The sequence below is a fragment of the Microbacterium sp. NPDC060132 genome, assembly GCF_042729675.1.
Classification (GTDB): Bacteria; Actinomycetota; Actinomycetes; order Actinomycetales; family Microbacteriaceae; genus Microbacterium; species Microbacterium sufflavum.
On sequence record NZ_JBHWXU010000001.1, the window covers coordinates 137,269 to 163,089 of the forward strand.

21 protein-coding genes and 1 tRNA gene are annotated in these 25,821 nt (G+C 70.5%); 4 read left to right on the forward strand and 18 right to left on the reverse strand.

Going from position 1 to position 25,821, the window contains the following annotated elements:
* Window positions 1-143 precede the first annotated feature (143 nt).
* Window positions 144-231, forward strand: a tRNA-Ser gene (locus ACFWCH_RS00710).
* A 54-nt stretch (window positions 232-285) separates the two neighbouring features.
* On the opposite strand, the gene ACFWCH_RS00715 is transcribed toward ACFWCH_RS00710, so the two are convergent.
* The 5 genes from ACFWCH_RS00715 to ACFWCH_RS00735 form a co-directional block, all read right to left on the reverse strand.
* Complete coding sequence (locus tag ACFWCH_RS00715) at window positions 286-903, reverse strand: GNAT family N-acetyltransferase (RefSeq protein WP_378802685.1); 618 nt, start codon at window positions 901-903, stop codon at window positions 286-288.
* 20 nt (window positions 904-923) lie between these two features.
* On the reverse strand, window positions 924-1,568 hold the full coding sequence (locus ACFWCH_RS00720; protein WP_206252914.1) for a phosphatase PAP2 family protein: 645 nt from the start codon (window positions 1,566-1,568) through the stop codon (window positions 924-926).
* Between the two features lie 30 nt (window positions 1,569-1,598).
* Window positions 1,599-2,969, reverse strand: coding sequence for a multidrug effflux MFS transporter (locus ACFWCH_RS00725; protein ID WP_378802686.1), 1,371 nt, complete (start codon window positions 2,967-2,969; stop codon window positions 1,599-1,601).
* A gap of 156 nt (window positions 2,970-3,125) precedes the next feature.
* Window positions 3,126-4,277 carry a cystathionine gamma-synthase gene (locus tag ACFWCH_RS00730; protein WP_206252909.1) on the reverse strand — a complete coding sequence of 384 codons (1,152 nt, stop codon included), beginning with the start codon at window positions 4,275-4,277 and terminating at the stop codon, window positions 3,126-3,128.
* 54 nt (window positions 4,278-4,331) lie between these two features.
* Window positions 4,332-5,708 (reverse strand): cystathionine beta-synthase, encoded by a 1,377-nt coding sequence (locus ACFWCH_RS00735; RefSeq protein WP_378802688.1) that lies wholly within the window; start codon window positions 5,706-5,708, stop codon window positions 4,332-4,334.
* 163 nt (window positions 5,709-5,871) lie between these two features.
* On the opposite strand from ACFWCH_RS00735, the gene ACFWCH_RS00740 reads away from it, so the two are divergent.
* The gene (locus ACFWCH_RS00740; RefSeq protein WP_378802689.1) at window positions 5,872-6,870 is read left to right on the forward strand and encodes a glycerophosphodiester phosphodiesterase family protein; all 999 of its coding nucleotides are present in this window, start codon (window positions 5,872-5,874) and stop codon (window positions 6,868-6,870) included.
* Between the two features lie 127 nt (window positions 6,871-6,997).
* Here the strand turns inward: ACFWCH_RS00740 and ACFWCH_RS00745 are convergent, their stop codons facing one another.
* The 6 genes from ACFWCH_RS00745 to ACFWCH_RS00770 form a co-directional block, all read right to left on the reverse strand.
* Window positions 6,998-10,735, reverse strand: a complete 3,738-nt coding sequence (locus ACFWCH_RS00745) for a fibrinogen-like YCDxxxxGGGW domain-containing protein (RefSeq protein WP_378802690.1) — start codon at window positions 10,733-10,735, stop codon at window positions 6,998-7,000.
* A 201-nt stretch (window positions 10,736-10,936) separates the two neighbouring features.
* Entirely contained in the window at window positions 10,937-11,611 is a 675-nt protein-coding gene (locus ACFWCH_RS00750) for a hypothetical protein (RefSeq protein WP_378802691.1), read from the reverse strand.
* Window positions 11,612-11,836: 225 nt separating this feature from the next.
* Window positions 11,837-15,529 (reverse strand): fibrinogen-like YCDxxxxGGGW domain-containing protein, encoded by a 3,693-nt coding sequence (locus tag ACFWCH_RS00755; protein WP_378802692.1) that lies wholly within the window; start codon window positions 15,527-15,529, stop codon window positions 11,837-11,839.
* Window positions 15,530-15,874: 345 nt separating this feature from the next.
* Window positions 15,875-16,837, reverse strand: coding sequence for a carbohydrate ABC transporter permease (locus ACFWCH_RS00760; protein ID WP_136034362.1), 963 nt, complete (start codon window positions 16,835-16,837; stop codon window positions 15,875-15,877).
* Window positions 16,834-17,973 carry a carbohydrate ABC transporter permease gene (locus ACFWCH_RS00765; protein WP_136034364.1) on the reverse strand — a complete coding sequence of 380 codons (1,140 nt, stop codon included), beginning with the start codon at window positions 17,971-17,973 and terminating at the stop codon, window positions 16,834-16,836. The genes ACFWCH_RS00760 and ACFWCH_RS00765 overlap by 4 nt, the downstream gene beginning before the upstream one ends.
* Window positions 17,974-18,081: 108 nt before the next feature.
* The gene (locus ACFWCH_RS00770; RefSeq protein ID WP_136036965.1) at window positions 18,082-19,398 is read right to left on the reverse strand and encodes an ABC transporter substrate-binding protein; all 1,317 of its coding nucleotides are present in this window, start codon (window positions 19,396-19,398) and stop codon (window positions 18,082-18,084) included.
* A 286-nt stretch (window positions 19,399-19,684) separates the two neighbouring features.
* Between ACFWCH_RS00770 and ACFWCH_RS00775 the strand changes: the two genes are divergently transcribed.
* Entirely contained in the window at window positions 19,685-20,689 is a 1,005-nt protein-coding gene (locus ACFWCH_RS00775; RefSeq protein ID WP_136034369.1) for a LacI family DNA-binding transcriptional regulator, read from the forward strand.
* A 72-nt stretch (window positions 20,690-20,761) separates the two neighbouring features.
* On the opposite strand, the gene rplL is transcribed toward ACFWCH_RS00775, so the two are convergent.
* The gene (rplL, locus tag ACFWCH_RS00780; RefSeq protein WP_067194328.1) at window positions 20,762-21,145 is read right to left on the reverse strand and encodes a 50S ribosomal protein L7/L12; all 384 of its coding nucleotides are present in this window, start codon (window positions 21,143-21,145) and stop codon (window positions 20,762-20,764) included.
* Between the two features lie 48 nt (window positions 21,146-21,193).
* Window positions 21,194-21,682, reverse strand: coding sequence for a 50S ribosomal protein L10 (gene rplJ / locus ACFWCH_RS00785; RefSeq protein ID WP_136034371.1), 489 nt, complete (start codon window positions 21,680-21,682; stop codon window positions 21,194-21,196).
* A gap of 295 nt (window positions 21,683-21,977) precedes the next feature.
* Between rplJ and ACFWCH_RS00790 the strand changes: the two genes are divergently transcribed.
* Complete coding sequence (locus ACFWCH_RS00790) at window positions 21,978-22,658, forward strand: YqaJ viral recombinase family protein (RefSeq protein WP_378802693.1); 681 nt, start codon at window positions 21,978-21,980, stop codon at window positions 22,656-22,658.
* Between the two features lie 22 nt (window positions 22,659-22,680).
* Here ACFWCH_RS00790 and ACFWCH_RS00795 read toward each other — a convergent pair whose 3' ends face one another.
* The 5 genes from ACFWCH_RS00795 to ACFWCH_RS00815 are packed head-to-tail and all read right to left on the reverse strand — an operon-like array spanning window position 22,681 to window position 25,677.
* On the reverse strand, window positions 22,681-23,175 hold the full coding sequence (locus ACFWCH_RS00795; protein ID WP_378802694.1) for a hypothetical protein: 495 nt from the start codon (window positions 23,173-23,175) through the stop codon (window positions 22,681-22,683).
* Window positions 23,172-23,801 (reverse strand): hypothetical protein, encoded by a 630-nt coding sequence (locus tag ACFWCH_RS00800; RefSeq protein ID WP_378802695.1) that lies wholly within the window; start codon window positions 23,799-23,801, stop codon window positions 23,172-23,174. The genes ACFWCH_RS00795 and ACFWCH_RS00800 overlap by 4 nt, the downstream gene beginning before the upstream one ends.
* Window positions 23,798-24,394 carry a signal peptidase I gene (locus ACFWCH_RS00805; RefSeq protein WP_378802696.1) on the reverse strand — a complete coding sequence of 199 codons (597 nt, stop codon included), beginning with the start codon at window positions 24,392-24,394 and terminating at the stop codon, window positions 23,798-23,800. Before ACFWCH_RS00805 ends, ACFWCH_RS00800 begins: the two co-directional genes overlap by 4 nt.
* Window positions 24,395-24,425: 31 nt before the next feature.
* Window positions 24,426-25,043, reverse strand: a complete 618-nt coding sequence (locus tag ACFWCH_RS00810) for a SipW-dependent-type signal peptide-containing protein (RefSeq protein ID WP_378802697.1) — start codon at window positions 25,041-25,043, stop codon at window positions 24,426-24,428.
* A 7-nt stretch (window positions 25,044-25,050) separates the two neighbouring features.
* Window positions 25,051-25,677 (reverse strand): SipW-dependent-type signal peptide-containing protein, encoded by a 627-nt coding sequence (locus ACFWCH_RS00815; protein ID WP_378802698.1) that lies wholly within the window; start codon window positions 25,675-25,677, stop codon window positions 25,051-25,053.
* Between the last annotated feature and the right edge of the window lie 144 nt (window positions 25,678-25,821).

Sequence of the window (25,821 nt, forward strand, 5' to 3'; positions counted from 1 at the left end):
CCCCAGTGTCGGTCGCGTCCTCACTTGAGGTTATACAGCACCCTAGTGAGGTGCAATATTACACATCTGCCTCTTCGGATGACGTCCCCGGGCCCGGTCACGCGCATCACATCGCATCGGATAGGATGGACAGGTTGTTCCCTGGTGACGTGTCCGAGCGGCCGAAGGAGCACGCTTGGAAAGCGTGTGTTGTGCAAGCAACCGCGGGTTCGAATCCCGCCGTCACCGCCAGAAACGAGAAGGCCCCCGCCGTTGCGGGGGCCTTCGTCGTCGGATGGGGAGGCGTCAGCGCGCCCCGGCCTCGTCATCGAAGCGCACGCCGTAGGTGATGCCGCCGGGGGTCTCCGCGAGACGGGTCATGCCGAGCCGGTCGTAGAACGCCGCCGCACCCGCGTTGGCCGGATCCATGCCCAGGTGCAGGGCGGGCACACCGCGGCGGCGGAGCTCGTCGAACAGCGTCTCCACCAGGCGCCGCCCCATCCCCTGCCCCTGCGTCTCGGGCAGCAGGTCGATGTGCAGGTGGGCCGGGTACTCGGCGGCGTGCGGCTCGGCGCCGGGCTCGCGCGTGTAGGCGTAGTCGATCAGGCGGCTCTCGCGTCCGTCCACGGTGTCGGGGCGCGGGTAGCGCTCGTGGAACGGAGGCCACCACACGTCGCGGAACCAGGCGTAGAACGCGTCGGTGTCGTCGGTCGCGACGAGGTAGCCGATCGCCCGGCCGTCGTCTCCCTCCACGACCCACGCGAGGTCGGGGTGGCGCTCCACGTACGGCACGGCGAACAGCGCGCCCCACAGGTCGTCGTCCGACAGGATGCCGGTGGCGTCACCGCCGGCATCGGCGGTCTTGAGACAGATCTCGTACATCGCGGCACGGTCGGTGGGCCGGTAGGGGCGGATACGCGCCACGGAGCACTCCTCGGGTCGGGTCAGGTCTGGCTCAGCCTATCGGCGCGGGCCGCACGGTCCGCCACGTCGGCGCGCACCCACGGCAGCAGCCAGGCGGCGAGCGCCAGCACCACACCCGCACCGACGAGAGCGCCGCCGAGCGTGTCCGTCGCCCAGTGCACCGACAGGAACGTGCGCGACAGCGCCATCGCCAGCACCCAGACCGCTCCGGCGATCGCCGTCCAGACGCGGGGGAAGAGGACCCAGACGACCACCGCGATGGTCGCGGCGTTCGCGGTGTGCCCGGACGGGAAGGAGCCGTAGTCGCTCACCACGAGCATGTCGTCGGGACGAGCGCGCCCGAAGATGTTCTTCAGCAGCTGCACCGCTCCGGCACTCGCGAGGAAGCAGATCGCTGCGAACAGCGCCCCTCGCCAGCGCCGCAGCAGCAGGAGGATCAGGATCGCCAGGAGCGGGACCCCGAGGATGGCGACCCAGCCGCCACCGATCCAGTTCAGCACCAGGGCGAAGTCGAGCATCCAGTCGGCACGGATGCGCACGATCGTCTCGTTCCACCACCGGTCGAACCCGAAGGTCTGCGGGGAGGTGAGCACGACGACCGCGCCCAGTGCGGTGGCCAGGAGCAGGCAGGCGACGCCCCACCAGAGCAGCATCCGTCGATTCATCGTCCTATTCTGACCGATGCTCGGGCGACCTCAGGGCGTCAGCATGCCGACGGTGCGCGGGCGCACCACGAACCACAGGGCGAGGATGCCCACTGCGGCGCAGCCCACCATGACCGAGGCCATGGTGGTCGCGGTGATCCCCGCGTCCTGCGAGATCCAGCCCACCAGCGGGGAGATGAGCCCCGCGACGCCGAAGTTCGTCGCGCCGATGATCGACGCGGCGGTGCCTGCGGCCTTGCCGTGACGGTCGAGCGCGAGCACCTGCACGTTCGGGAACGTGAAGCCGCAGGCGGTCATGAACACGAACAGCGGGATCACGGTCCCCCACAGGCCGAGGCCGAGCTGGTCGGTGATGACGATGGCGGAGGCGGCGAGCAGCAGCACCGCGGTGGAGTACGCCATGACCCACTGCGGCCCGAAGCGCGCGGCGAGGCGCGACGCGGTCTGCACGCCGATCACGACGCCGAGGGAGTTCACCGCGAACAGCAGCCCGTACTGCTGCGGGTCGAGCCCGTGCGTCACCTGGAACAGGAACGGCGACGCCGACAGGTACGAGAACAGGCCAGAGAACGTCATGCCGCCGATCACGAGCACCCCGAGGAACACCCGGTCGGTCAGCACGGACCGGTACCGCTCGCGCATGGTCGCGCCACCGGGGTCCTTGCGTCGCGCGACCGGGAGGGTCTCCCGGATGAACAGCACCGTCGACACGAGCATCACCACGCCGTAGGCCGCGAGCACGCCGAAAATGCCGCGCCAGGGCATGAGCGTCAGCAGCCACGAGCCGATCAGCGGGGCGATCACGGGTGCCACGCCGGACACGAGCGCGAGCCGCGAGAGCATCACCACCAGGCGTCGCCCGCCGAACAGGTCGCGCACCACGGCCATCGCGACCACACCGCCCGCCGCGGCGCCGATGCCCATCAGCACCCGGGCAGCACCGAGCAGCGGCAGGTCGGGGGCGAACGCGGCACCGAGGCTGGCCAGCACGTGCAGCGCGGTCACGGCGATGAGCGGAGTGCGGCGGCCGATCTTGTCGCTGAGCGGTCCGACGATGAGCTGACCCAGCGCGAAGCCGATCATGGTGCCGGTCAGGGTGAGCTGGATCGCGGCGGCCGTGGTCTGGAAGTCCTCCTCCAGCACGGGGAACGCGGGCAGGTAGAGGTCGATCGTGAACGGCCCGAGGGCCGTGAGGGCTCCGAGCAGGATGATCGTGAGCGTGCGACGTCCGAGCGGGATCGCGTCGCCCGGGTGCAGCATGATCGGCGCGGTGGCCGGGTTCGATCCGAGCGTGCGGATGGCGCCGGTGGGCGACGAGGTGCGGATGCTGCCGGTCGCGGTGCGTTCGGGCGCGGGCCCGGGGGTGGTCGGAGTGCTGTCGGTGCGAGGGGCGTCGGACACGAGGTCCTTCCAGAATCGGCGGAGCGTGGTCGAATCGATTCGGCCAGGGGAACCCTTCATGCTACCGTCGCCGCCTCGTCCAGCGGGACGGCAAACGCACCCCCGGAGCGCTCCGGGGGTGCGTCGTCGATCCCGTACGGGGAGTGCTGAGGCCGGTCAGCCGAGGCGCGCGAGGCCCTCCTCGAGATCCGCGATCAGGTCCGCGACGTCCTCGATGCCGACCGACAGCCGCACCACGTTCTCGGGCACCGCGAGCTCGGTCCCGCGCACCGAGGCGTGCGTCATCTCCGGCGGGTAGCCGATCAGCGACTCGACCCCGCCGAGCGACTCGGCCAGCTGGAACACGCTCGTGCTCTCCGCGAACGACCGCGCCGCCTCGGCACCGGCCGCGAGCCCGAGCGACAGCATGCCGCCGAAGCCGCTCATCTGCCGCGCCGCCACCGCGTGACCCGGGTGCGACGACAGGCCCGGGTAGTACACCTCGGCGAACTCCGGTCGCGCGGCCGCCCACTCCGCGATCGCCTGGGCGTTCTCGGAGTGCTGCCGCATGCGCACCGCGAGGGTCTTGATGCCGCGGGTGGTGAGCCAGGCGTCCAGCGGCGCCGAGACCGCACCCACCGCGAACTGCTGGAACTTGACCGGCTCCACGAAGCGGTCGTCGCCGAACACCACGGCCCCGCCGAGCACATCGGAGTGCCCGCCGAGGTACTTCGTGGTGGAGTGCACGACCAGGTCGGCGCCGAGCGCCAGCGGCTGCTGCAGCGCGGGCGACGCGAACGTGTTGTCCACCACCACGAGCACCCCGGCCGCGTGGGCGATCTCGACGATCAGCGCGATGTCGACCACCTTCAGCAGCGGGTTGCTCGGCGTCTCCAGCCAGACGATCCGCGTCTCAGGGCGGATCGCCGCCCGGAGAGCATCCGGGTCGGACAGCTCGGCGGTCGTGGTGTCGATGCCCCACGGCGCCAGCACCTTCGTCAGCAGACGGTAGGTCCCGCCGTAGACGTCGTTGCCGAGCAGCACGTGGTCCCCCGGCTTCAGGATGCCGCGCAGCAGCGCATCCTCCGCGGCGAGCCCCGACGCGAACGACAGCGCGCTCACGCCGCCCTCCAGAGCCGCGAGCTGCGTCTCCAGCGACGACCGCGTGGGGTTGCCCGCGCGGTTGTACTCGTAGCCGTCGCGGAAGCCGCCGATGCCGTCCTGCACGTGGGTCGAGGACTGATAGATCGGCGGGATGATCGCCCCGGTGGTCGGGTCGGGCGCTTGGCCCGCGTGGATGGCTCGGGTGGCGAAGGCGTGCTCGGACATGTCCTCAGCCTACGACCGGGCTTCGCGCGCCGACGGCCCCTGTTACGCCCCGCGTCAGCGCGACAGGTACGCCAGCAGGTCCTGCCGGGTGAGCACCGTGTGCGGCTTGCCGTCTTCCGTCACCAGCAGCGCGTCGGCCTCGGCGAGGGCCGCCCTGGCCTGCGCGACCGGCGCGTGGATGCCGACCAGCGGCAGCCGCTCCCCCACGTGCGCACCGACCGCATCGCTGGGCTCGGCGTCGCCGCGGAACAGCAGGTCGAGCAGGCCCTTCTCGTTGACGGTGCCCACGACCTCACCCATCATCACAGGCGGCTCGGCGCTCAGCACGACGAGCTGCGACACGTCGTACTCCGTCATCATGCGGATCGCCTCCAGCACGGTGTCGGTGGGATGCGCGTGGACGAGGTCGGGCAGCCCGTGTCCCGTCCGCGACGGGCGGGCGGCCAGCACGTCCGCGACGGTCTCGCCCTCCTCCACCTCGCTGAAGCCGTACGAGCGCATCCAGCCGTCGTTGAAGATCTTTCCGAGGTAGCCGCGCCCCCCGTCGGGCAGCAGCACGACCATCACCGCCTCCGCGGGCAGGTCGCGGGCCACCCGCAGGGCGCCGACCACGGCCATGCCGCTCGACCCGCCGACGAGGATGCCCTCCTCGCGCGCCAGCCGTCGAGTCATCGCGAAGGCCTCGGCGTCGCTCACGGCCACGATCTCGTGCGGCACGGAGGGGTCGTAGGCGCCGGGCCAGATGTCCTCCCCCACGCCTTCGACCAGGTACGGCCGCCCGGTGCCTCCGCTGTAGACGCTGCCCTCGGGGTCGACGCCGACGATGCGCACGCGGCCGTCCGACACCTCGCGCAGGTAGCGGCCCGTGCCCGTGATGGTGCCGCCCGTGCCCACTCCGGCGACGAAGTGCGTGACCGCGCCCTCGGTGTCGCGCCAGATCTCCGGCCCGGTCGTCTCGTAGTGGCTGCGCGGACCGTTCGGGTTCTCGTACTGGTTCGGCTTGAACGCCCCGGGGATCTCCCGCGCCAGCCGGTCACTGACGCTGTAGTACGACTCGGGGCTGTCGGCGGCGACCGAGGTGGGCGTGACCACGACCTCGGCCCCGTACGCGCGGAGCACGTCGATCTTGTCCTCGCCGACCTTTTCCGGCACGACGAACACGCACCGGTAGCCGCGCTGCTGGGCGACCAGGGCGAGGCCCACCCCGGTGTTGCCGCTGGTGGGCTCGACGATCGTGCCGCCGGGGGCGAGGTCGCCGTTGGCCTCGGCCGCATCGATGATCCGGGTCGCGATGCGGTCCTTCGCCGACCCGCCGGGGTTGAGGTACTCGAGCTTGACGAGCACCGTGCACGCGATGCCCTCCGTGACGCGCTGGAGCTTCACGAGGGGCGTGTCGCCGACCAGGTCGACGATCGATTCTGCGTAGGCCATGAGCCCAGAATACGGCGGCACCACGGCGCCCACGCGGGTGTGACGGCGCCGACGAGCCGCCCGTCGTGGCGGGTATACCGGGTGATCGCCGCTGCGATGCTAGCCTGCCCGCGCGGCGGGGAGACCATCGGAAGCGGCGGGGACCCCGTGAAGGAGCACCACCATGTCCATCCGACCATCGAGCCCCTGGATCCGCGCCGCCGCCGCCCTGGCCCTCGGCTGCCTCCTGCCGCTCGCCGCGGCCACCGGCGAACAGGCTCTCGCCGCGAGCGGGTCCCCCGCGCGACCGGCCACCCGCGACGCCGGCGCCTCCCCCGACCGTCAACGCCACGAGCCGCTCATCATCGCCCATCGCGCGGGCACGGCCGACTACCCCGAGAACACCCTGGAGGGCATCCGCGGCTCGCTCGACGACGGCGCCGACGGACTCTGGCTCACGGTGCAGCTGTCGAAGGACGGCGTCCCGGTGCTGTACCGCCCGGTCGACCTCGCCGCGAACACCGACGGCACCGGCACGGTCGCGGAGCACACCGCCGACGAGCTGACCGGGTTGAACGCCGGCTGGAACTTCCACCCCCGCGGCAGCACCGACACGCCCTACCGCTCGGGTGCGGCACTGCTGCCCACCCTCCGCCGGGCGCTGGCCGAGGTGCCGGCGGATCGACTGCTGTTCCTCGACCTCAAGCAGGCGAACCCGGAGCCGCTCGTGCAGGCCGTGCTCGCCGTGCTGCGCGAGACCCGTCGCACGGCGAACACGGTCGTGTACTCCACCGACGCGGTAGCGAGCGGCGCGACCAGGGCGGCCGGAGACGTGCAGGTCGCCGAGGACCGCGACCTCACGCGCGAGCGGCTGCTCGAGATCGCCCTGGCCCACCACTGCGACGCGCCTCCGGCCGCGGGGACGTGGATGGCGTTCGAGGACCGGCGGACGGTCGCCGTGAGCGAGACGTTCACCTCAGGCACCGCGACGACCGAGGTGGAGGTGACGCCGTGGGACCGCGAGTCGGTCGCGTGTCTCGACCCGAAGGACCGCGTGAACCTGATGGTGATCGGCGTGACGGACGCGGAGCGGTACCGCGAGCTCGGTCGCCTGGGCATCGACGCCGTGCTGGTCGACTCTCCCCGCGACGCGGTGGCGTGGCGAGACGGCCGCTCCCGCTGAACCGGCACGGGTATGACCGAAGGGGCCGGGCACCTGGTGGTGTCCGGCCCCTCCGTGTGCCCCCTCGGCTTCGGCTTCTGTTCCTCCTCACGACCGCGGCGGGTGCCGCGGCGCGTGTCCGTGGCGGTTATCGCGGCATGGTGAGTGCGGCGTCGAAGGTGAGGTCGGGTGTGCCGCGGTAGTTGGCGTGGACCGACGCGGCCAGCACGTTGGTCCCCTCCTTCACCAGCGTCGCCGGAACCTGGAACGTCACCCGCGCCCCCGCCGCGGTCGTCGCCCGCGGCGCCGCCGTCGCATACGTGTTCTGCGTGATCGACCCGGCGGGCAGATTCGCCCGCCCCAGCTCCACCCCGTTCAGATACAGCACCACCCCGTCATCGGCGATCACCGACACCGTCCCGTCCTTCACCGACGCCGCATCCGACACGGTGAACGACGTCCGGAACTGCGCACTCAACGGCTTCGTGGCCAGGTTCGACGGATCGATGTTCGTCGCCACCGTCGCCCCCCGCCCCAGCACGCCCTTGCCGACCGCCCACGACGACGCATCGAACCCTGCCGTGTTCCAGTCCGCCGGCAACGCATCCGCCGAGTACCGCCACGACCAGGCAGACCCGCTCGGCACCGACACCGCCGGGCCCACCGGAGCCGCAGCCGTCGTCGTCGCCTGCACCGTCGCCGGAGTCGACGCCACCCCCGCAGCCGACACCGCCACCACCGTGTACGTATACGCCGTCCCCGCCGTCAGCCCGGTATCCGTGAACGAGGTCGCCGGGGCCGTCACCGTCCCCACCTTCACCCCGTTCCGCGACACCACATACGACGCCGCCGCCGTGGTCCCGGACGGAGCCGTCCACCCCAACGCCACCGACGTCTGCGCCGGCGTCGCCACCAGACCCGCCACCGGGCCCGGTGCGGGAGCCGGAGCCGTGCCCCGCTCCGCCGTGAACGCCAGGTCGAAACTGAGATCGGTCGTGGCACGGTAGTTCGCGTGCACCGACGCAGTGATCACGTTCGTGCCCGCCACCAGCGCACCGGCCGGGACATCGAAGACGACCCGGTTACTGACGGCGGTCGCGTTCGAGACCACGCCGTTCGCCAACGTGTTCTGCGTGATCGCCCCCGCGGGCATCCGCACCCGACCGAGCTCCACCCCGTTCAGGTACACGACCACACCATCATTCGCGATCACCGAGACCTTCCCGTTCACTACCGTCGTCGGGTCGTCCACCGTGAACGTCTTGCGGAACTGCGCGCTCAGCGGCTTGGTCGCCAGGTTCGAGGGATCGATGTTCGTCGCCGCCCCCGACACGCCCCGCGCGAACAGGCCCTTTCCGACCGCCCACGACGACGCGTCGAAGGTCGCCGCGTTCCAGTCCGCCGGCAGCGCATCCGACGAGTACCGCCACGACCACGAGTCCCCGTTCGTCACGAAGGTCAACGCGTTCGGGGACGCCGGCTGCAGAGTGAACACCGCGGTGGACGCCGAGCGGTTGCCCGTGACATCCCGCGCCCGCACGACGTAGGTCGTCGCCTCGGCAGGAACCGGGACCGTCAGGTTCGTCGCCGTCGTCGACGCGATCACCCGGTTGCCACGCAGCACCTCGTACGTCACACCGGAACCCGCATCGGAGGATGCCCCCCACGCGAGCGTCGCGGTCGCCCCATCCGCGTTCGGCGTCGACGAGATCGCGCCCGGCGTCGACGGAGCCACGGAATCCCGCGGCGCGAACCGGATGAAACCGCCGGACCACTGGTTGACCTGCCCCGCCCGCATGGAGTCGGTCAGATCACCACCGATCCAGAGCGCGCCGGTGCTGTCGAAGAACGAGCCCCACACGCCCTGCCCCGCGCGCGACTGCACGACCGGGGACCAGTCGGGGATGTACTTGCCCGTCGCCGCATCCCAGGCACCGGCGTAGTTGATCTTGTCGACCTCGGTCCACGGGTCCGTGATCTCCTTCTTCAGGTACTTGTCCTGGTAGGCGTGGTCGCCGCAGTGGCACCCCGCCACCACGATGGATCCGTTGTCGTCCACGGTCTGGATGTCGCCACCGTTGTGGGTGATGGATCCGCTGACGCGCTGGAAGGTGTTGCGGTCGTAGCCGAACAGCGAGTGCTGCGACCCGCCGAGGTACACCCGGTCTCCGATCTCCGCGACACCGTTCTGCCACAGGTACCCCTGATAGTGCCCCTGGGCGTCGACGGTCGACTCGCTGAACGACGGCACCCACACCGGACTCGTCAGCGGAGCCCCGGCACCCGTCTGAATCGCCGTTCCGTCCGGCGTGTACGTGCCACCCTTGGAGTCGAAGTACCCCGCGAAGTAGGCACGATCGCCCCGCGCGGATGCGTCCACGGCGACCGTGGTGCCGTTGAGGTTCGCGTTCCAGTTGGTGTCCGGAAGGCCCGTCGCGAGATTGATGCGACCCCCGTTCCAGGCGCTCGCACTCGTCGTCGTCCCCACTGCGGTGAGGTGCGTCATCGAGCCGGCGACGTAGAGGTAACCGCCCTGGATATCCAGATCGTGGATGTAGGGAACCGCACCGACCGTGCGGTGCTCCGCCTTGACCTGCTGCCCGGAGAGCTGCCCCGTCACCGGATCCAGGAAGGCCAGGGCTGGCTGAGCGACACCGTTGACCGTCGTGAACTGCCCGCCGATCGCGAGACGCCCATCGGGCAGCGTCGCGATCGCCTTGACCTGGCCGTTCAGGACGGGCCGGAAGGACGACACCCACTGACCGGTGTTCACGTCGAATCCCGCAAGGTAGGGTTGCTCCACCTTGCCGGCACCATCGCGCGTCTGCTGCACGTACTGGAAGTTGCCGCCCGCGAACACCGTGTTACCGGCCTGACCGAATTCGGCCACCTCGACGTTGAGTTCCCCGGCCTGGCCGTTCGCCAGACCGGAGACCCCCCATACGGTCTTCATCGCGTCGCTGTTCGGGATGGAGGGCAGCGTCGATGCCGGCGTGCCCGTCGATGGCACCGTCCCGAAGTCCAGGTCGGCGAGTTTCAGCTGTGGTCTGACGAACATCTGGGCGAACGGGATGGCGTACCCCTGTCCGGCCGGGGCCCACATGTAGGAGGTGGGAGTGTCGGCGCCGGTGACCTGTGCACCGTAGGACCAGCCCTCGAGGTACTTGTGCGTCGCTCGTTGAGCAACCCCGGTCATGTTCCACCCGGTGCCGTCGTCGTTACCGAAACCATAACCCTGGGGCATGGTGGGGCCACCCCACCCGACGGAACCTGTCCACCCGCCGGACCCGGTGTAGCCGCCGAACACCCAGCTGCCCACCGGGTTGCCGCCGCTCAGGGTCCAGTTCCAGCGGTCGCGCCGGGTCAGGCTGAAGCGGACCTCCTGCCAGCGGGTGCCGTCCAGCGCCGAGGCGCGGTTGACGCGAATGCTGTTCGGCGGAAGCTGATCGGGTCGTCCGCCGTTGAGCAGTCCGTCCACCGTCTTGGCGGGAAGCTGCGCGGGCTTGAATGCCGCCGTACCGCTGGGCGTGGAGAAGATCTGCTCGGGGGTACCGAGGCCGTTGTAGTTCTCCTTCCATCCCTCGCGCCCGCGGCCGATCATCACCCAGCCGCCGCCGAGACTCACCTGGTCGCAGTAGAACTGCTGCGGGTAGACGAGCTTCGGCGTCAGGAGCCAGTAGACACCGCTCGGCTGGGACGGATAGTTCTGCTTGATCTCCCAGCACGACGCCGCGGCCGTCTCCTGGGTCTTGCCGTCGGGGAGCGCGGTCGCGGCCGACGCCGCGGCCGGGACGACCAGCGACCCCGCTACCGCGGCGGCGGCCAAAGCCGCGCCGACGAGAGCGCGGGCACCCCAGCCCCGCACCCTGTTCTGCATGCGATTCATCGAATCCTTCTTCTCTGTCATCGGCTCAGGCCGATCTCTGGCTTCTTGCACGACGAACCCACCCCACGAGCTCGCCGCGGTCGCGCGTGCGCGCAGACGTCACAGACGCTGCACACTCATGAGACGCAGGGACACCGGGTTCATTACGCAGTGACACGTAGAATGTTGGGCTGTCGCAAGGTGTGCCTGCGTCCTGCGATGTCAGCGGGGCATCTGGAGCGTGAGGTCGTAGCTGAGATCCCGCGTGGTCGGCGTGTTCGCGTGCACGGAGGCGGCGATCACGTTCGTGCCCTCGACGAGCAGCCTCGCCGGCACGACGAAGCTGAACGTCTTCCGTGCGGCCGCGTCCGCCCGCGGGGCAGCCGTGGCGAGCGTGTCCTGGTCGAGTGGTCCCGCCGGCAGGTTCGCCCGGCCGAGCTCGACCCCGTTGAGGTACACGACGACTCCGTCATCGGCGATCACCGTGACCGTGCCGTCATGCACGCGCCCGGCCCCGGTGACCGTGAACGCCTTGCGGAACTGGGCGCTGACCGGCTTCGCGGACAGGCTCGTGGGGTCGATGTTCGTGGTCTCCCCCGTGACGCCGCGGCCGAGGAGACCCGGCCCGCTGTTCCACCCGGCGGCGTCGTAGTCCACGCCGTTCCAGTCGTCGGGCAGGGCCTGGGTCGAGTACCGCCACGCCCACGTCGACCCGCTGTGGATCGTGACCATCTTCGCCCCCTTCGCCGCCGGCGCATGCGCGGTCATCATCTCGAACACCGCTCCACCCGCCGAGGCGGCGGTCACCAGCGAGGCCGTGAATGCGGTGGCGGCGATCGTCGCTCCCACCAGAGCACGCATCCCCCAGGTGCGTGCTCGAGTTCCCTTCAGGTACATCGGATTCCTTCGTGTCCGTCGTTGCGTATCGGCGCACTGCACCCACGACCGAATCCGGGCGCGGGTGAGGCGGCAGGCAGATGCCTCCGGCTCAGCTCACCCCCGCTGCGAACGTCCCCATACCATGAGACGTTTCGACGCCCGATTCATTACGCCGGAATCCCGGATCGATTTGCGATGCGGACGGGGCCGGGCACCCGGAGGCGCCCGACCCCGCCCCTCCGGTCACCGCGGCATGGTGAGTGCGGCGTCGAAGGTGAGGTCGGGTGTGCCGCGGTAGTTGGCGTGGACCGACGCGGCCAGCACGTTGGTCCCCTCCTTCACCAGCGTCGCCGGAACCTGGAACGTCACCCGCGCCCCCGCCGCGGTCGTCGCCCGCGGCGCCGCCGTCGCATACGTGTTCTGCGTGATCGACCCGGCGGGCAGATTCGCCCGCCCCAGCTCCACCCCGTTCAGATACAGCACCACCCCGTCATCGGCGATCACCGACACCGTCCCGTCCTTCACCGACGCCGCATCCGACACGGTGAACGACGTCCGGAACTGCGCACTCAACGGCTTCGTGGCCAGGTTCGACGGATCGATGTTCGTCGCCACCGTCGCCCCCCGCCCCAGCACGCCCTTGCCGACCGCCCACGACGACGCATCGAACCCTGCCGTGTTCCAGTCCGCCGGCAACGCATCCGCCGAGTACCGCCACGACCAGGCAGACCCGCTCGGCACCGACACCGCCGGGCCCACCGGAGCCGCAGCCGTCGTCGTCGCCTGCACCGTCGCCGGAGTCGACGCCACCCCCGCAGCCGACACCGCCACCACCGTGTACGTATACGCCGTCCCCGCCGTCAGCCCGGTATCCGTGAACGAGGTCGCCGGGGCCGTCACCGTCCCCACCTTCACCCCGTTCCGCGACACCACATACGACGCCGCCGCCGTGGTCCCGGACGGAGCCGTCCACCCCAACGCCACCGACGTCTGCGCCGGCGTCGCCACCAGACCCGTCACCGGGCCAGGAGGCGCCGCCCGCTCGCCCGTGAACGCCAGGTCGAACCCGAGGTCCGCGGTCGTGCGGAAGTTCGCGTGCACCGATACCGCCAGCACGTTGGTGCCCTCCGTCAGCACACCGGCCGGAACGCTGAACACCGCGCGCGTGCCCGCCGCCGACGACTGCGCCACCGCCGCCGTCGCGTAGGTGTTCTGCGTGACCGCGCCGGCCGGCATCCGCACCCGCCCCAGCTCACGGCCGTTCAGGTACACCACGGCGCCGTCGTTCGCGATGAGAGAGACCTTCGCATTCGTCACGCTCGCCGCACTGGTCACCGTGAACGTCTTGCGGAACTGCGCGCTCAACGGCTTGGTCGCCAGGTTCGACGGATCAATATTCGTCGCCGCCCCCGACACGCCCCGCCCGAACAGCGCCTTCCCGACCGGCCACGACGACGCGTCGAACGTGGTCGCGTTCCACGTGGCCGGCAGCGCGTCCGACGAGTACCGCCACGACCACGAGTCCCCGTTGCCCACGAACGTCAGCGCGTTCGCCGGGGCCGGAGCGACCGTGAACGCCGCCGTCGACGCCGACCGGTTGCCCACCGCATCCCGCGCCCGCACGAAGTAGTTCGCGGCGGTCGAGGTCACCGGCACGGTGTACGAGGCCGAGGTCGTGGAGGCGATCACTCGGTTGCCCTGCAGCACCTCGTATGTCACACCCGAACCCGCATCCGTCGACGCGCCCCACGTCAGCGTCGCCGTCTTCCCGTCTGCCGATGGGGTCGACGACACCGCCCCCGGGGCCGTCGGCGCCACCGCATCCCGCGGCGCGAAGCGGATGAACCCGCCCGACCACTGCTCCGCACCACCCGGAAGCTGCGACCGGTTGAAGTCGCCACCCACCCACAGGGTGCCGGTGCTGTCGAAGAACGTCCCCCACGCGCCGTACCCCGCACGCGCCTCCACCATCGGCGACCAGTCCGGGATGTAGGTGCCGGACTTCGCGTCCCACGCCCCCACCAGATTGATCTTGTCCGCCCGGCTGAATCCGCCGACGAGCGTCTGGCTGTAGGCGTCGTCGTAGACGTAGTCCCCGCAGTGGCAGCCGCCGATCACCACGGAGCCGTTGGTCTCGACCGTCTGCATGTCGCCGCCCACCTGCGTGATCCAACCGCCCACGCGCTGGAGCGTGTTCCGGTCGTACGAGAACATCGAGTGCTGCGAGCCGCCCATCCACACACGCCCGCCGACCTCGATGATGCCGAGCTGCCACACCGCGTTGACGTACGCGCCGTTCTCGTCCTTGCGGTCGTCGCTGAACTCCGGCGTCCAGGTGGTCGCCAGCGGTGCGCCCGCCGTCGTCTGCAGCACCGCGGCCGACGGCGCCGGGGTCGACGACTTCATCAGGAAGTAGCCGGAGAAGTACGCGCGGTCGCCCTGGGCGTTCGCGTCGACCGAGGCCGCCGTCCCGTTGAGGTTCGCGTTCCACGCGGTGTCGGGCTTGCCGGTGGCCAGCACGATACGGCCGCCGTTCCACGCGCCGCCCGTCGTCGGTGTCGTACCGACGGAGGTCAGGTGCGTGAACGAACCGGCGACGTACAGGTAGCCGCCCTGCACGTCCAGGTCGCGGACGAAGGGGACCGCACCGGTCGCGCGGTGCTCGACCTTGACCTGCCAGCCCGAGAGCTGCCCGGTCGCAGGATCGAGGATCGCCAGTCCCGGCTGCGCCACCCCGTTCACGGTCGAGAACTGCCCGCCGATCGCCAGCCGGCCGTCCGGCAGCGCCTGCACCGACTTCACCTGTCCGTCGAGCTTCGGCCGGAAGGTCGGGACCCACGCGCCGGTGTGCACGTCGAACGCCGCCAGGTACGGCTGCGACGTCTGCCCCGCGCCGTCCTTGGTCTGCTGCACGTTCAGGAAGTTGCCGCCGACGAAGACCTTCCCGGCGACCTCACCGAAGTCCGAGACCTCGACGTTCGTCTCTCCGGACTGGCCGTTGGCGAGCCCCGAGACCCCCCACGACGTCTTCACGGCGTACGAGCTCGGGATCGACGGGAGCGTGCTCGCGGGCGTGCCCGTGGTCGGGACGGCACCGAAGTCGAGCGTCGACAGGGTGAGCTGCGGCCGCAGGAACACCTGGGCGAACGGCGTCGCGTACCCCTGCCCCGCCGGAGCCCACAGGTAGGAGGACGCGTCCGTCGTGCCGGTCACCGCCGAGCCGTACGCCCAGCCCATCCGGTAGCCGTGCGTGGCCCGCTGCGAGAACACGACGTTGTTCATGCCCGCGTCGTCGTTGAAGGCGGCGGTCACGCCGCCGGTTCCCGTGGTGTCGATGCCGCCGCTGATGCCGAAGCCCCAGTCGGCGAGGTCGTGCTTGGCGCCGAAGGTCCACTCCCAGCGGTCGCTCTTCGCGAGCGAGAACCGCACCTCCTGCCAGGCACTGCCGGCGGCGTTGGTCGCGCGCCGCACGCGGATCCCGTCGGGCAGAGCATCGGGGCGGCCGTTGTTCAGCAGGCCGTCGACGGTCTTGGCGGGCAGCTCGGCCGGAGCGAACGCGGCCGTTCCCGTGGGCGTGTTCGCCACCTGATCCGGCGTGCCGAGACCGTTGTAGCTCTCCTTCCACGCCTCCCGACCCCGACCGACGAGCACCCACCCGCCGCCGTCGGTCGTCTGGTCGCAGTAGAACTGCTGCGGGTAGACCAGGGCCGGCGTCACCAGCCAGTACACGCCGTCCGCCGCCGCCGGGTTGTTCTGCTTGATCTCCCAGCACGACGCCGCCGCCGTCTCCTGCGTGCGCCCGTCCGGGCCCGAGGCGACCACCGCCGACGCCGCGCCCGGCGTGAGCAGGGCGCCCACCACTGCGAGGGCTGCGATGGCAGCCCCCATGACCGCGCGGCCTCCCCAGGCGCGCGCGCGATTCCCCACGATGTTCATCTGTTGTTGTGTCTTTCTGGCTTCCGACATCAGCTCTCGCTGCGGACGCGCCGCCGCGGCACACTCCTGCCACGGCGAAACGCAGACACGACACTGCAGACTGCCGGACCGGATGCCCCAAACATCCGGACCGGATCGCTCCACCCCCGAGCGGACGTCCCCAGATCGTCCCTATGCCATGAGACGGGATCGGGAGCGTTCCATTACGCAGAGACACCCGTTCCGATCATGTGAAGTTCCTGCATGCCGCCGCCGGGACGCACCGCCGAGCCCGTCCGCGACACACGGAAGGGGCCGGCCACCGCGACGGTGACCGGCCCCTTCCGGCGAGCGCTCCTGTCTCGACTACCCCTTGGTAGACCCGGCGAGCAGGCCGCGCACGAAGTAGCGCTGCAGCGCGAAGAACACGATCAGCGGGATGATGATCGACACGAACGCACCCGCCGTGAGCAGGTACCAGTCGTTGCCGCGCGTCCCGGTGATCTCGGCCAGCAGCTTCGTGATCGGCGCGGCCGCTCCGTCGGCGAACACCAGCGCCACGAGCAGGTCGTTCCACACCCACAGGAACTGGAAGATCGCGACCGAGGCGATCGCCGGCATCGTCAGCGGCAGCACGACGCGGAAGAAGATCTGTCCGCGCGAGGCGCCGTCCACGCGGGCCGCCTCGATGATCTCACCGGGGATCTCCGACATGAAGTTGTGCAGCAGGTAGATCGCCAGCGGCAGCGCGAACATCGAGTGCGCGATCCACACCTGCGCGTAGCCGTCCGATGCTCCGAGCGGCAGGGTCACCTGCAGACCGAACAGGTTGAGGCCGCGCGAGAACGAGCTGAGCAGCGGCACCAGCGCCATCTGGATCGGCACGATCTGGAGCGCGAACACGAAGATGAACAGGGCGTTGCGGCCCTTGAAGTCGATCCACGCGAACGCATACGCCGCCATGGCCGCGATCATCAGCGGCACCACGGTCGCCGGGATCGTGATGGCGATCGAGTTGATGAACGACTCGAGGATGGTCAGCTGCGTCGTGCCGGACTGCAGCACATCGACGTAGTTCTCCAGCGTGACCTGCGGGTTCGTGAAGAACGTCCACCATCCGGTCGACTGGATCTCGTCGCGCGGACGGAACGACGAGATGAACAGCCCGAGCGTCGGGATGGTCCACAGGACCGCGATGACGATCGACGCGGCGGATGCCCACGGACGGGACAGCTTCTTCCTGGCGCGTCCGGCGGCGCCGTCGAGGCCACCCCCGGTCGTGACGGCGCGCGTGCTGGCCGGGGTCTCGGTGCCTACGGTGTCGGTCATCGGATCTCCCGCTGCTTCTTGATCTGGCGCGCGTTGTAGATGACGATCGGCAGCACCAGGATGAACAGGATGACGGAGAGCGCGGCGCTGCGCCCCGCCTCGAACTTCGAGAACTGCGTGTACATCTCGTTCGCGAGCACCGACGTGCCGTAGTTGCCGGCGGTCATGGTGCGGACGATGTCGAACACCTTCAGCGAGGCGATCGAGATCGTAGTGAGCACGACGATGAGTGCCGGGCGGATCGCCGGTACGGTCACCGAGATGAACCGCTGCCACGCGTTCGCGCCGTCGAGCTCGGCGGCCTCGAGCAGCTCGGCCGGGACACCCTTGATGGAGGCCGACAGCACGACCATCGCGAAACCGGTCTGGACCCAGATGAGCACGACGATGAGGAACAGGTTGTTCCACGGCTGGTTCAGCAGCCACTGCTGCGGCGTCCCGCCGAACCACACCAGGATCTGGTTCAGCAGACCGATCTGCTCGAATTCCGGTCCGCGGTACTCGTACATGAACCGCCAGATGATGCTCGCGCCGACGAACGAGATCGCCATCGGCATGAACACCAGCACCTTGTAGATCTTCTCGCCGCGGGTCCTGTCGATGAAGACCGCGTACGCGAGACCGACGATCGTCGACACCGTCGGCACCAGCAGCACCCAGATGATGGTGTTGACGACCGAGGTGATGCCGTCCGACTGCGTGAAGATCCACACGTAGTTGGCGAACCCGACGAACGTGTTGCCCGAGGAGTTCCAGAACGAGGTGTACATGGTCTGGATCGACGGGAGGATGAGGCCGACGAGCAGGAGCAGCATCGCCGGAGCCATGAAGGCGACGAGCTGGATCAGGTAGCCCGCTCCATCGCGGGACCGGTAGTCCAGGAAGAAGAACACGGCGCCGACGAGGACCGCGACCCCCATCGCCCAGTAGTAGGAGTTGAAGAACCACATCACGGCGAGCGGGATGAGCAGGCACATCGCCAGCCGGATGATGGTGTACTGCGTGCCCCGGCGTGGAGCGATGTCCACGAGCAGCAGGATGATCGCCACGACCACCGCGAAGGCGATGACCACGGCGACGGCCTGCAGGATCGGCGGGAGCGAGCCGATCCATTGGAAAAAGACTGTCGCGTTCACGGATTCCCCTTACGTCACGCGGATCGGATCACGGCGCCCACGTCGATGTGGGCGCCGAGGGAGCAGAGGGGCCGCCCCTGGTGCGGGGCGGCCCCTCTTCCCCCGGGATTAGCTGGAGGGCCAGCCGGTCTCGATCTGCGTGAGCACCTCGTCCGTCGAGGTGCCGTTGACCCACGCGACCATGCCCTTCCAGAAGGTGCCGGCACCGACGGCACCGGGCATCAGGTCGGAGGCGTCGAAGCGGAACGTGGTCTCCGGGTCCTGCAGGATCTTGATGGTCTCCTGGAGGATCGGGTCCTTGGCGTTCGCCGGGTCGAGCCCGTTGTTGGCCGAGGTGACGCCGCCGAGGCTCACGCGGCTGTTGGCCCACTCGGGGCTGGACAGGTACGCGAGCACCTTCTGCGTGGCCTCGGACTCGCTGAACGCGCCGACGATCTCACCGGCGCCCGTGACGGCCGTGTCGCCCTCGGACTCGCCGGGGAGCATGAACGCCCACACGTCGCCGTCCTCGGCGATGTTCGTGCCCTCGGGGAAGAAGCCCGACAGGAACGAGGCCTGGTGCGTGAGCGCGCACTCGCCGGCGGCGAGCTTGGGTGCCACGTCGCCGAACGCGGTCGAGTTGATCGAGCGCACGTCGCCGAAGCCCGCGTTGACGTTGGCCGGGTTGAGCAGGATCTGTCCGACCGAGTCGAACGCCTGCTTGATCTGCGGGTCGGTGAACTTCACGTCGTTGGTGACCCACTGGTCGTAGACGTCGGGTCCGGACTGGCGCAGCACGTAGTCCTCGATCCAGTCGGTTCCCGGCCAGCCGGTCGCGGTGCCGGACTCGAAGCCTGCGCACCAGGCGGGCGTGCCCGTGGCGGCCTGGATCTTCTCGGTCAGCGCCGTCATCTCGTCGAGGGTCTTGGGGACCTCGACGCCCCACTCCGCGAACTTGGCGGGCGAGTACCAGATCCAGCCCTTGACGTTCGCCATGAGCGGGGCACCGTAGAAGGTGTCTCCGACCGTGCCGTAGTTCACCCAGTCTTCGGTCCAGTACTCGTTGGCGTTCTTCTCGACCTCCTCCGGGGCGGGCTTCAGGAAGCCGCGGTCGGCGAAGTCGGCGAACAGACCCGGCTGCGGGAAGATCGCGATGTCCGGCGGGTTGCCGCCCTGGGCGCGCGTGCCCAGCTGCGTCTCGAAGTCCTGGCTGCCCTCGTACTTGATGGTGATGCCGTTCTCGTCGGCCCAGTCCTTCCAGGACTCCTGGAGGAGTTCCGCCTCCGAGTCGACGATCGTGCCGTAGATCGTGACGGTGGCGTCGTCGCCTCCGCCGCCTCCGGTGCTCGGCGCACCTCCCGGAGCCCCGCAGCCGGCGAGGGCGATGCCCGCGACGCCCATCAGGGCCAGCGGCACGACCAGCCGGGAACGCTGTGACAGAGCCATGTGAATTCTCCTCTTCGAGTACAGGGTCCCGCTGTCCGTCGCCAGCACCGGCGTCGATTAGGGAACCGATTCCAGGCCAACATACTGGCGGCCCGCTCCCCGCACAACACGCAAGGGTCACAAGCTCGCAACCATTCCGATGCGCCGCCGCGTCGCGGATGGGAGCGCTCCCTCCGGATCAGTGTGGAACCGGTTCCTTTTCCACGGTCGAGCCGCTACGCTGACACCCGGCGAGCCCGGGCGTCGCCGTCCCCACATCGAAGTGGACCCTGGTCGAGGAGGACCGATGAGCACGATCGCGGACGTCGCGTCGCGTGCCGGGGTGTCCAAGGCCACCGCGAGCCGGGCGCTGAGCGGACGCGGCTACGTGTCCGACGAGACACGGCAGCGGGTCATGGACGCCGCAGACGACCTCGCCTACGTCGCCCACTCGTCCGCCACGAGCCTCGCGACCGGACGCACGCAGACCGTCGGCCTCGTGATGCCGCCCATCGACCGCTGGTTCTTCGCCGAGCTGCTCGCCGGGGTGCAGGAGTCGCTCCTCTCCGTGGACTACGACCTGTCGCTGTACGGCGTTCCCGAGGGGACGCAGACCAGGGAACGGCTGTTCGAGACCGTGCTGCCGGGTCGGAGGTTCGACGGCATCATCGCGGTGGGCATCCAGCCGAGCGCGCGCGAGCTCGAGCGCCTGCACCGCACGGGTCGCCCGCTGGTCAGCGTCGGGCCGTACAGCGAGGGATCGAGCGCGGTCTCGATCGACGACACCGCCGCCGCCCGCATCGCCACCGAGCACCTGATCGAGCTCGGCCACGAGGACATCGCGTTCGTGGGGGGCGCGACCGACGCCGCCGCACTGAGCTACGGCGATGCGCAGCGACTCGAGGGGTACCACGGCGCGCTCCGCGCGGCGGGCCTGCTCGCCCACGCCCGCGTCGTCGGCGCGGCACCGACCATGCCCGGGGGCTATGCCGCGACCGCCGGGCTCCTCGGAGACCGGCGGAACCGGCCCACCGCGATCGTCGGAGTCTGCGACGAGGCGGCGATCGGGGCGATCATCGCCGCTCGACGCCTGGGCATCGCCGTGCCCACCGAGCTCAGCGTGGTCGGCATCGACGACCACGCCCATGCGGACATGTTCGCCCTCACCACGATCGGGCAGTCTCCCCGCGACCAGGGTCACGAGGCCGTGCGGCTGCTGATCCGACGGATGGCGGAGCCGGAGGCCCCCATCGAGCGGGTGACCGCCCCCTCGTCGCTCGTCGTGCGCAGCTCCACCGCACCACCCCGCTGAGCACCCCTCCCCGGACGCACGAAGGCCCCGGGCGGAACCCGGGGCCTTCGCAGAAGCGCTGGTGCGCTGGAATTACTTGAGGGTGACGGTCGCGCCGGCCTCTTCCAGAGCAGCCTTGGCCTTCTCGGCGGTCTCCTTGTTGGCGCCCTCGAGGACGGCCTTCGGAGCACCGTCGACGACGGCCTTGGCCTCGCCGAGGCCGAGCGAGGTGAGCTCGCGGACAGCCTTGATGACCTGGATCTTCTTGTCGCCGGCAGCCTCGAGGATGACGTCGAACGAGTCCTTCTCCTCCTCGGCAGCGGCCTCGCCTGCGCCACCGGCGGCACCGGCAACGGCGACGGGGGCAGCAGCGGTGACCTCGAACTTCTCCTCGAACGCCTTCACGAAGTCGTTCAGCTCGATGAGGGTGAGGCCGGCAAACTGCTCGAGCAGCTCCTCGGTGGTGAGCTTCGCCATGATGTATCTCCTAATAGATGGGGTGGTGGTGACGAGATCGCCGGTCGCTTACGCGGCCTCTGCGGTCTCCAGCTTTTCGCGAAGCGCGTCGATGGTGGCGGCAGCCTTGCCCATCGTCGCCTTCATCATTCCCGCGGCCTTCGCCAGCAGAACCTCACGGCTCTCGAGCGAGGCGTACGTGTTGACCTCGTCGGCAGAGAGGGCCTTGCCCTCGAAGATGCCGGACTTGATCACCAGAAGCGGGTTGGCCTTGGCGAAGTCACGCAGAGCCTTGGCAGTGGCGACGAAGTCACCGTGCACGAACGCGACGGCCGACGGACCCTTGAGGTCGTCGTCCAGCGAGGAGATGCCGGCCTTGTTGGCGGCGATCTTGGTCAGCGTGTTCTTCACCACGGCGTACTCGGCGTCCTGACGGATGCTGTTGCGCAGCTGCTTGAGCTGGGCAACCGTCAGACCGCGGTACTCGGTCAGCAGGACGGCGTTCGAGTTCTCGAATGACTTCGTGAGCTCGGCGACCGATGCATCCTTCTGCGCCATGGTCACTCCTTGATGTGTACGAGGCGCCGCACGGTGGTGGGGCGCCGGCCTCCGACCCCCTGCAAAGAGAAGAGCTCCGGCGCAAGCGCACGGAGCTCGGAAGTTCGTGACACCTGCGCGGGCCCCTGCGATGCAGAGCTTCGATCTTGCGTGCTTGCGCACACACGATGACCAGCGGTCTTCGGTTGCCACCCACTCTACCTCAGCGCGCGCCCCTCCCCAAATCCCCGGCGGCCGTGCGGGGACGCGGCGTGTGCGGGGAGGGAGCGTCGGCGGACGGGGTTAGGGTTTTCAGGTGACCCCCGAACTCCACGCCCGTATCGTCGCGGACTCTCGCGACCGGGTGGCGTGGATGCGGGCGCGGTCCCGCGGCATCACCGCGACCGACGTCGCCGGGCTCACGAGCGAGCGCTCCATCGCCCGTGCCGCCGACTCCAAGCTGGGCGGCGGGCCCCGCTTCGGCGGCAACGCGTACACCGACCACGGCCGACGGCGCGAGCCGGAGATCGCGGCCTGGGTCGCAGCCACGCACGGGATCCTCCCCTCCTCCGCGCTGTTCCGCGCCGAGGTGGAGCACCGCCACCTCGCCACGCCCGACGGGATCGCGGTCGACGCCGACGGGCGCATCCGCCTCGCCGAGATCAAGACCACGAACAAGGCGTTCCGCGGCATCCCGCGCACCTACCTGCGACAGGTCTGGTGGCAGCAGCACGTGCTCGGTGCCGAGCGCACGCTGTTCGTGTGGGAGGAGCACGTCGACTTCGCTCCGGTGCACGACGAGCCTCGCTGCGTGTGGATCGACCGCGACGACCGCGAGATCGCCAAGCTGGTCGACCTGGCCACCGCCCTGATCGACGAGCTGTACCGGCGCACCACGGGCCGCGACGTTCCCGCCCCCACGCAGGACGATTCCGCGAGCCGCCGCGAGCAGCTGCGCGAGCGCGACCTCTTCCGCGCCCTCGCCCTCGCCGACTGAACGCCGCACCGCCGGCACGACCTCACGTGCAGGTGTTGTTGCCCCCGAGCCCCAGCAGTCCGCCCACCGACAGCGTGCGGGTCGCCGCGGGCGACACCCAGGCCGTGCCGGGCAGGACGGCCTCGACCCGCACCGTGTTCGACGAGCCGAGCAGACTCCCCAGCAGCGTGCTGAGCAGACCGGAGCTGATCGTCGCGGAGTAGGAGTAGGGGCCGCTGCCGCTCTGCGTCACGTTCGCGTTGTCGACCGCGACGTTGTTGATCGACAGTCGCTGCTGCGGCTTGAGGTATCCGGAGCTCCACGTGATCGTGAAGCCCGTGAACGTGCCGAGCAGGTTGGTCACGCTGCACGAGGTGATCGTGGGCGTCGTCAGCTGCGACGCGGTGAACGACCCCGCCGCGTACTCCGGATCGGTGAACCGCGCCTCGGTCGGCTGCACCGCGGGCAGGAGCGCCACGCCGACCAGGACCCCGCCCCCGAGGACACCGGCGATCGTGCGCCGCCACGGCCGTGTCATCCTCGCCCCTCCCCGCGCTCTCCTCCGCGACGCCCCCGCGCCACGAGAGCCCCGGTCAGCAGCAGTCCGCCGCCCACCGCCGCCAGCGGCAGCCACGGCGACGGACCCGTGACCGCGAGCGCGCCGTCGGAGCCCACCGCCGCGCTCTCGCCCGCGCCATGAGCCAGCACGCGCACCTCGGTGCTGCCGGAGCCGTCGGCCGGGTCGAGCGCGATCGTCAGCCGCAGATGCGCGGTCTCGGTGTCACGCATGGCAGTGAGCGGCACCTCGGCGCCGTCGCGCGGGACGCTCCAGTCCGTCCGCAAGACCGTCGCCCCCGCCGCGCACACCGCGTCCTGCCACGGCTCCGCGCACAGGGCGATGTCGAGCCGCAACCGCGCCGACCCGGACGCGCTCACGCCAAGCCGCACGACCCCGGGATCCGGCGCGTCGGCGCTCACCTGCACGTCCCACTGCACCGGCCGGTCGGGTCGCAGGTCGCGGGCGGCGTCCCAGTCCGCGACCGAGACCAGGCGCAGCACCTGGCCCTGCACCACCTCGGTGGAGGGGGCAGCGACCGCCGCCGCCGGTGCCGCGAGGGCCAGGCAGACGGGCGCCAGGACCGCGAGCGCGACGCGGGGCCTCACGGCGGACCGCCCTCGGTGCGAGCGCGTCGCGGCGACCGCGGCCAGAAGGCCCACACCACCAGCGCGGTCGCGGCCACGGTCATGCCGCCGAGCACGACGGGATGCCCGAGTGCGGCGATCACGGTCGCCAGGCCCGGCACCGCGAGCAGCACGGTGCGCACGGAGGTCACGGTGTACGGAAACGGGTCGTCGACCGCGTTCGCATCGCCCCGCAACGTCAGCACGCGCTCCCCCGCCGCGGCGCCCGGTTGCACCGCGGTCACGCGGTGGGTCACGGGCAGGTCGCCGGGGCGGTCGACCGTCACGACGTCGCCCACCTCCACCGCCGCGGCAGGGACCCGCTGCACCACGGCGACCGATCCGGCCGGGATGGTCGGCGACATCGAGCCCGTGCGGAACAGGATGAGCGTGATCTGCGCCGTGGCCGCCAGCAGCACCAGCACGATGCACACGACGCCCGCGGCGGCGGCGAGCCACAGCAGCGCATCGCCCAACGCGCGCGCGAACCCGGGGCGCCGGGTGGGGTGCTGCGCCCGCGCCCCCGCTTCCCCGCTCTGCTGCGCGCGCGCCTCGCGGCGGGTGAGTGCCGTCACGACCCCTCCTCTCGCTCCTGCCCCGCCGCGGCTACGACGACGTGCCCTGGATCTGCCATGTCTGGGTCATCGTCAGGCCCTGCGCGGTGTTCGGCGCCGTCGTCGGCAGCGTCACCGCGAAGCAGTAGTTCACGACCGACGCGCCGTTCGCGGACACCGCCTGCGTCGAGGCGCCGCCGGCCGTGAGCGCGGAGCCGTCCGCGACCACGGCGGTGCCGCCGGGGTAGGTCGCCGCCGAGCACGTGGTCCCCGCGATCGCACGCACACCGTAGGTGAGCGACGACGCGAGACCCGTGCCGCCCGGCGTCCCGGCCGTGAGCTGGAGCACGCCGGCGACCGAGGGCGACGCGGTCTTGACGCTGAACAGCGCATACGTCGTGGTGCCGGGCGCCATGGCCGTGGGCGGGAGCTGGAAGTTCAGAGCGGCCGCCGCCCCCGTGGTCGCGTGGCTGGAGAACGTGACGCCGTCGGTCGCCCCGACGAGGTCGAACCGGCCGGCCGTGAACGTAGCCGAGCCGAACTCCGAGTCGTTCCAGGCGGCGAGCGTCGCGGTCGTCCCGATGCCGAGCACCAGACCGCCCGCCAGGAGGGCTCGGAGGCGGCGGGAGCGGAGCCGGATCCTCTCCCGCCGCTGCCTGCGGGTACCCATGGCCCGCTCAGCTCGTCGACGTGGCCGTGAACTCCCAGGTCGCGTTCGTGACCAGGCCGGGTTCGAGCGCGGCGGCGGCCGTGACCGCGACGCACAGCTGCACGGCGGTGCCCGGGGTGGCGGCGGAGGCTCCTTCGGTGAGCGTCACGGCGGTCACGCCCGTCTGTGCGTCGAGCGTGGCCCCGGAGGCGACGGCGGTTCCGGTCGCGCTGGCCGCGTTGCAGGTCGCGCCGGGAGCGAGCGGGTAGATCGCGTAGGACAGATGATCGGTGTTGGAGCTCGCCGCGGGATCCGCGGTCGTGCCCGCCGCGACGAGGCTGGCCCCGGTGGTCGTGCCGGCCGCGAGACGCACCCAGAAACCCGCGTAGACGGTGTCGCCGGGCGACATGTTGCCGACGACGCCGGAGGGGAGCGTGAACGCGAGGGTGGCGGCCGTGTCGCCGTCGTCGACGTTGTGGTCGGTGAAGGCCGTGCCGTCGGTCGAGCCCTCCAGGTTGAACGAGCCCGCGGTGAACGTGCCGGTCGCGAACTCGGAGTCGTTCCACGCGGCGAGCGTGACCGCCGCTCCCACTCCGAGGACGAGTCCTCCTGCCAGGACCGCGCGGACCTTTCGCCGGGTCGTGGTCGTCGCCATGTCGTTCCCCCTCCGTCGTCGATCTCGGGGAACGCCGGCGAGCGGAACTCGGAGGATTCTCCCGCGTCCTCGCATCCTCTCCGAGCCCCTCGGACCAGACAAGGCGGATCCGCGCGCAGCCGTGGCACAATCCGCGCAGCCGGG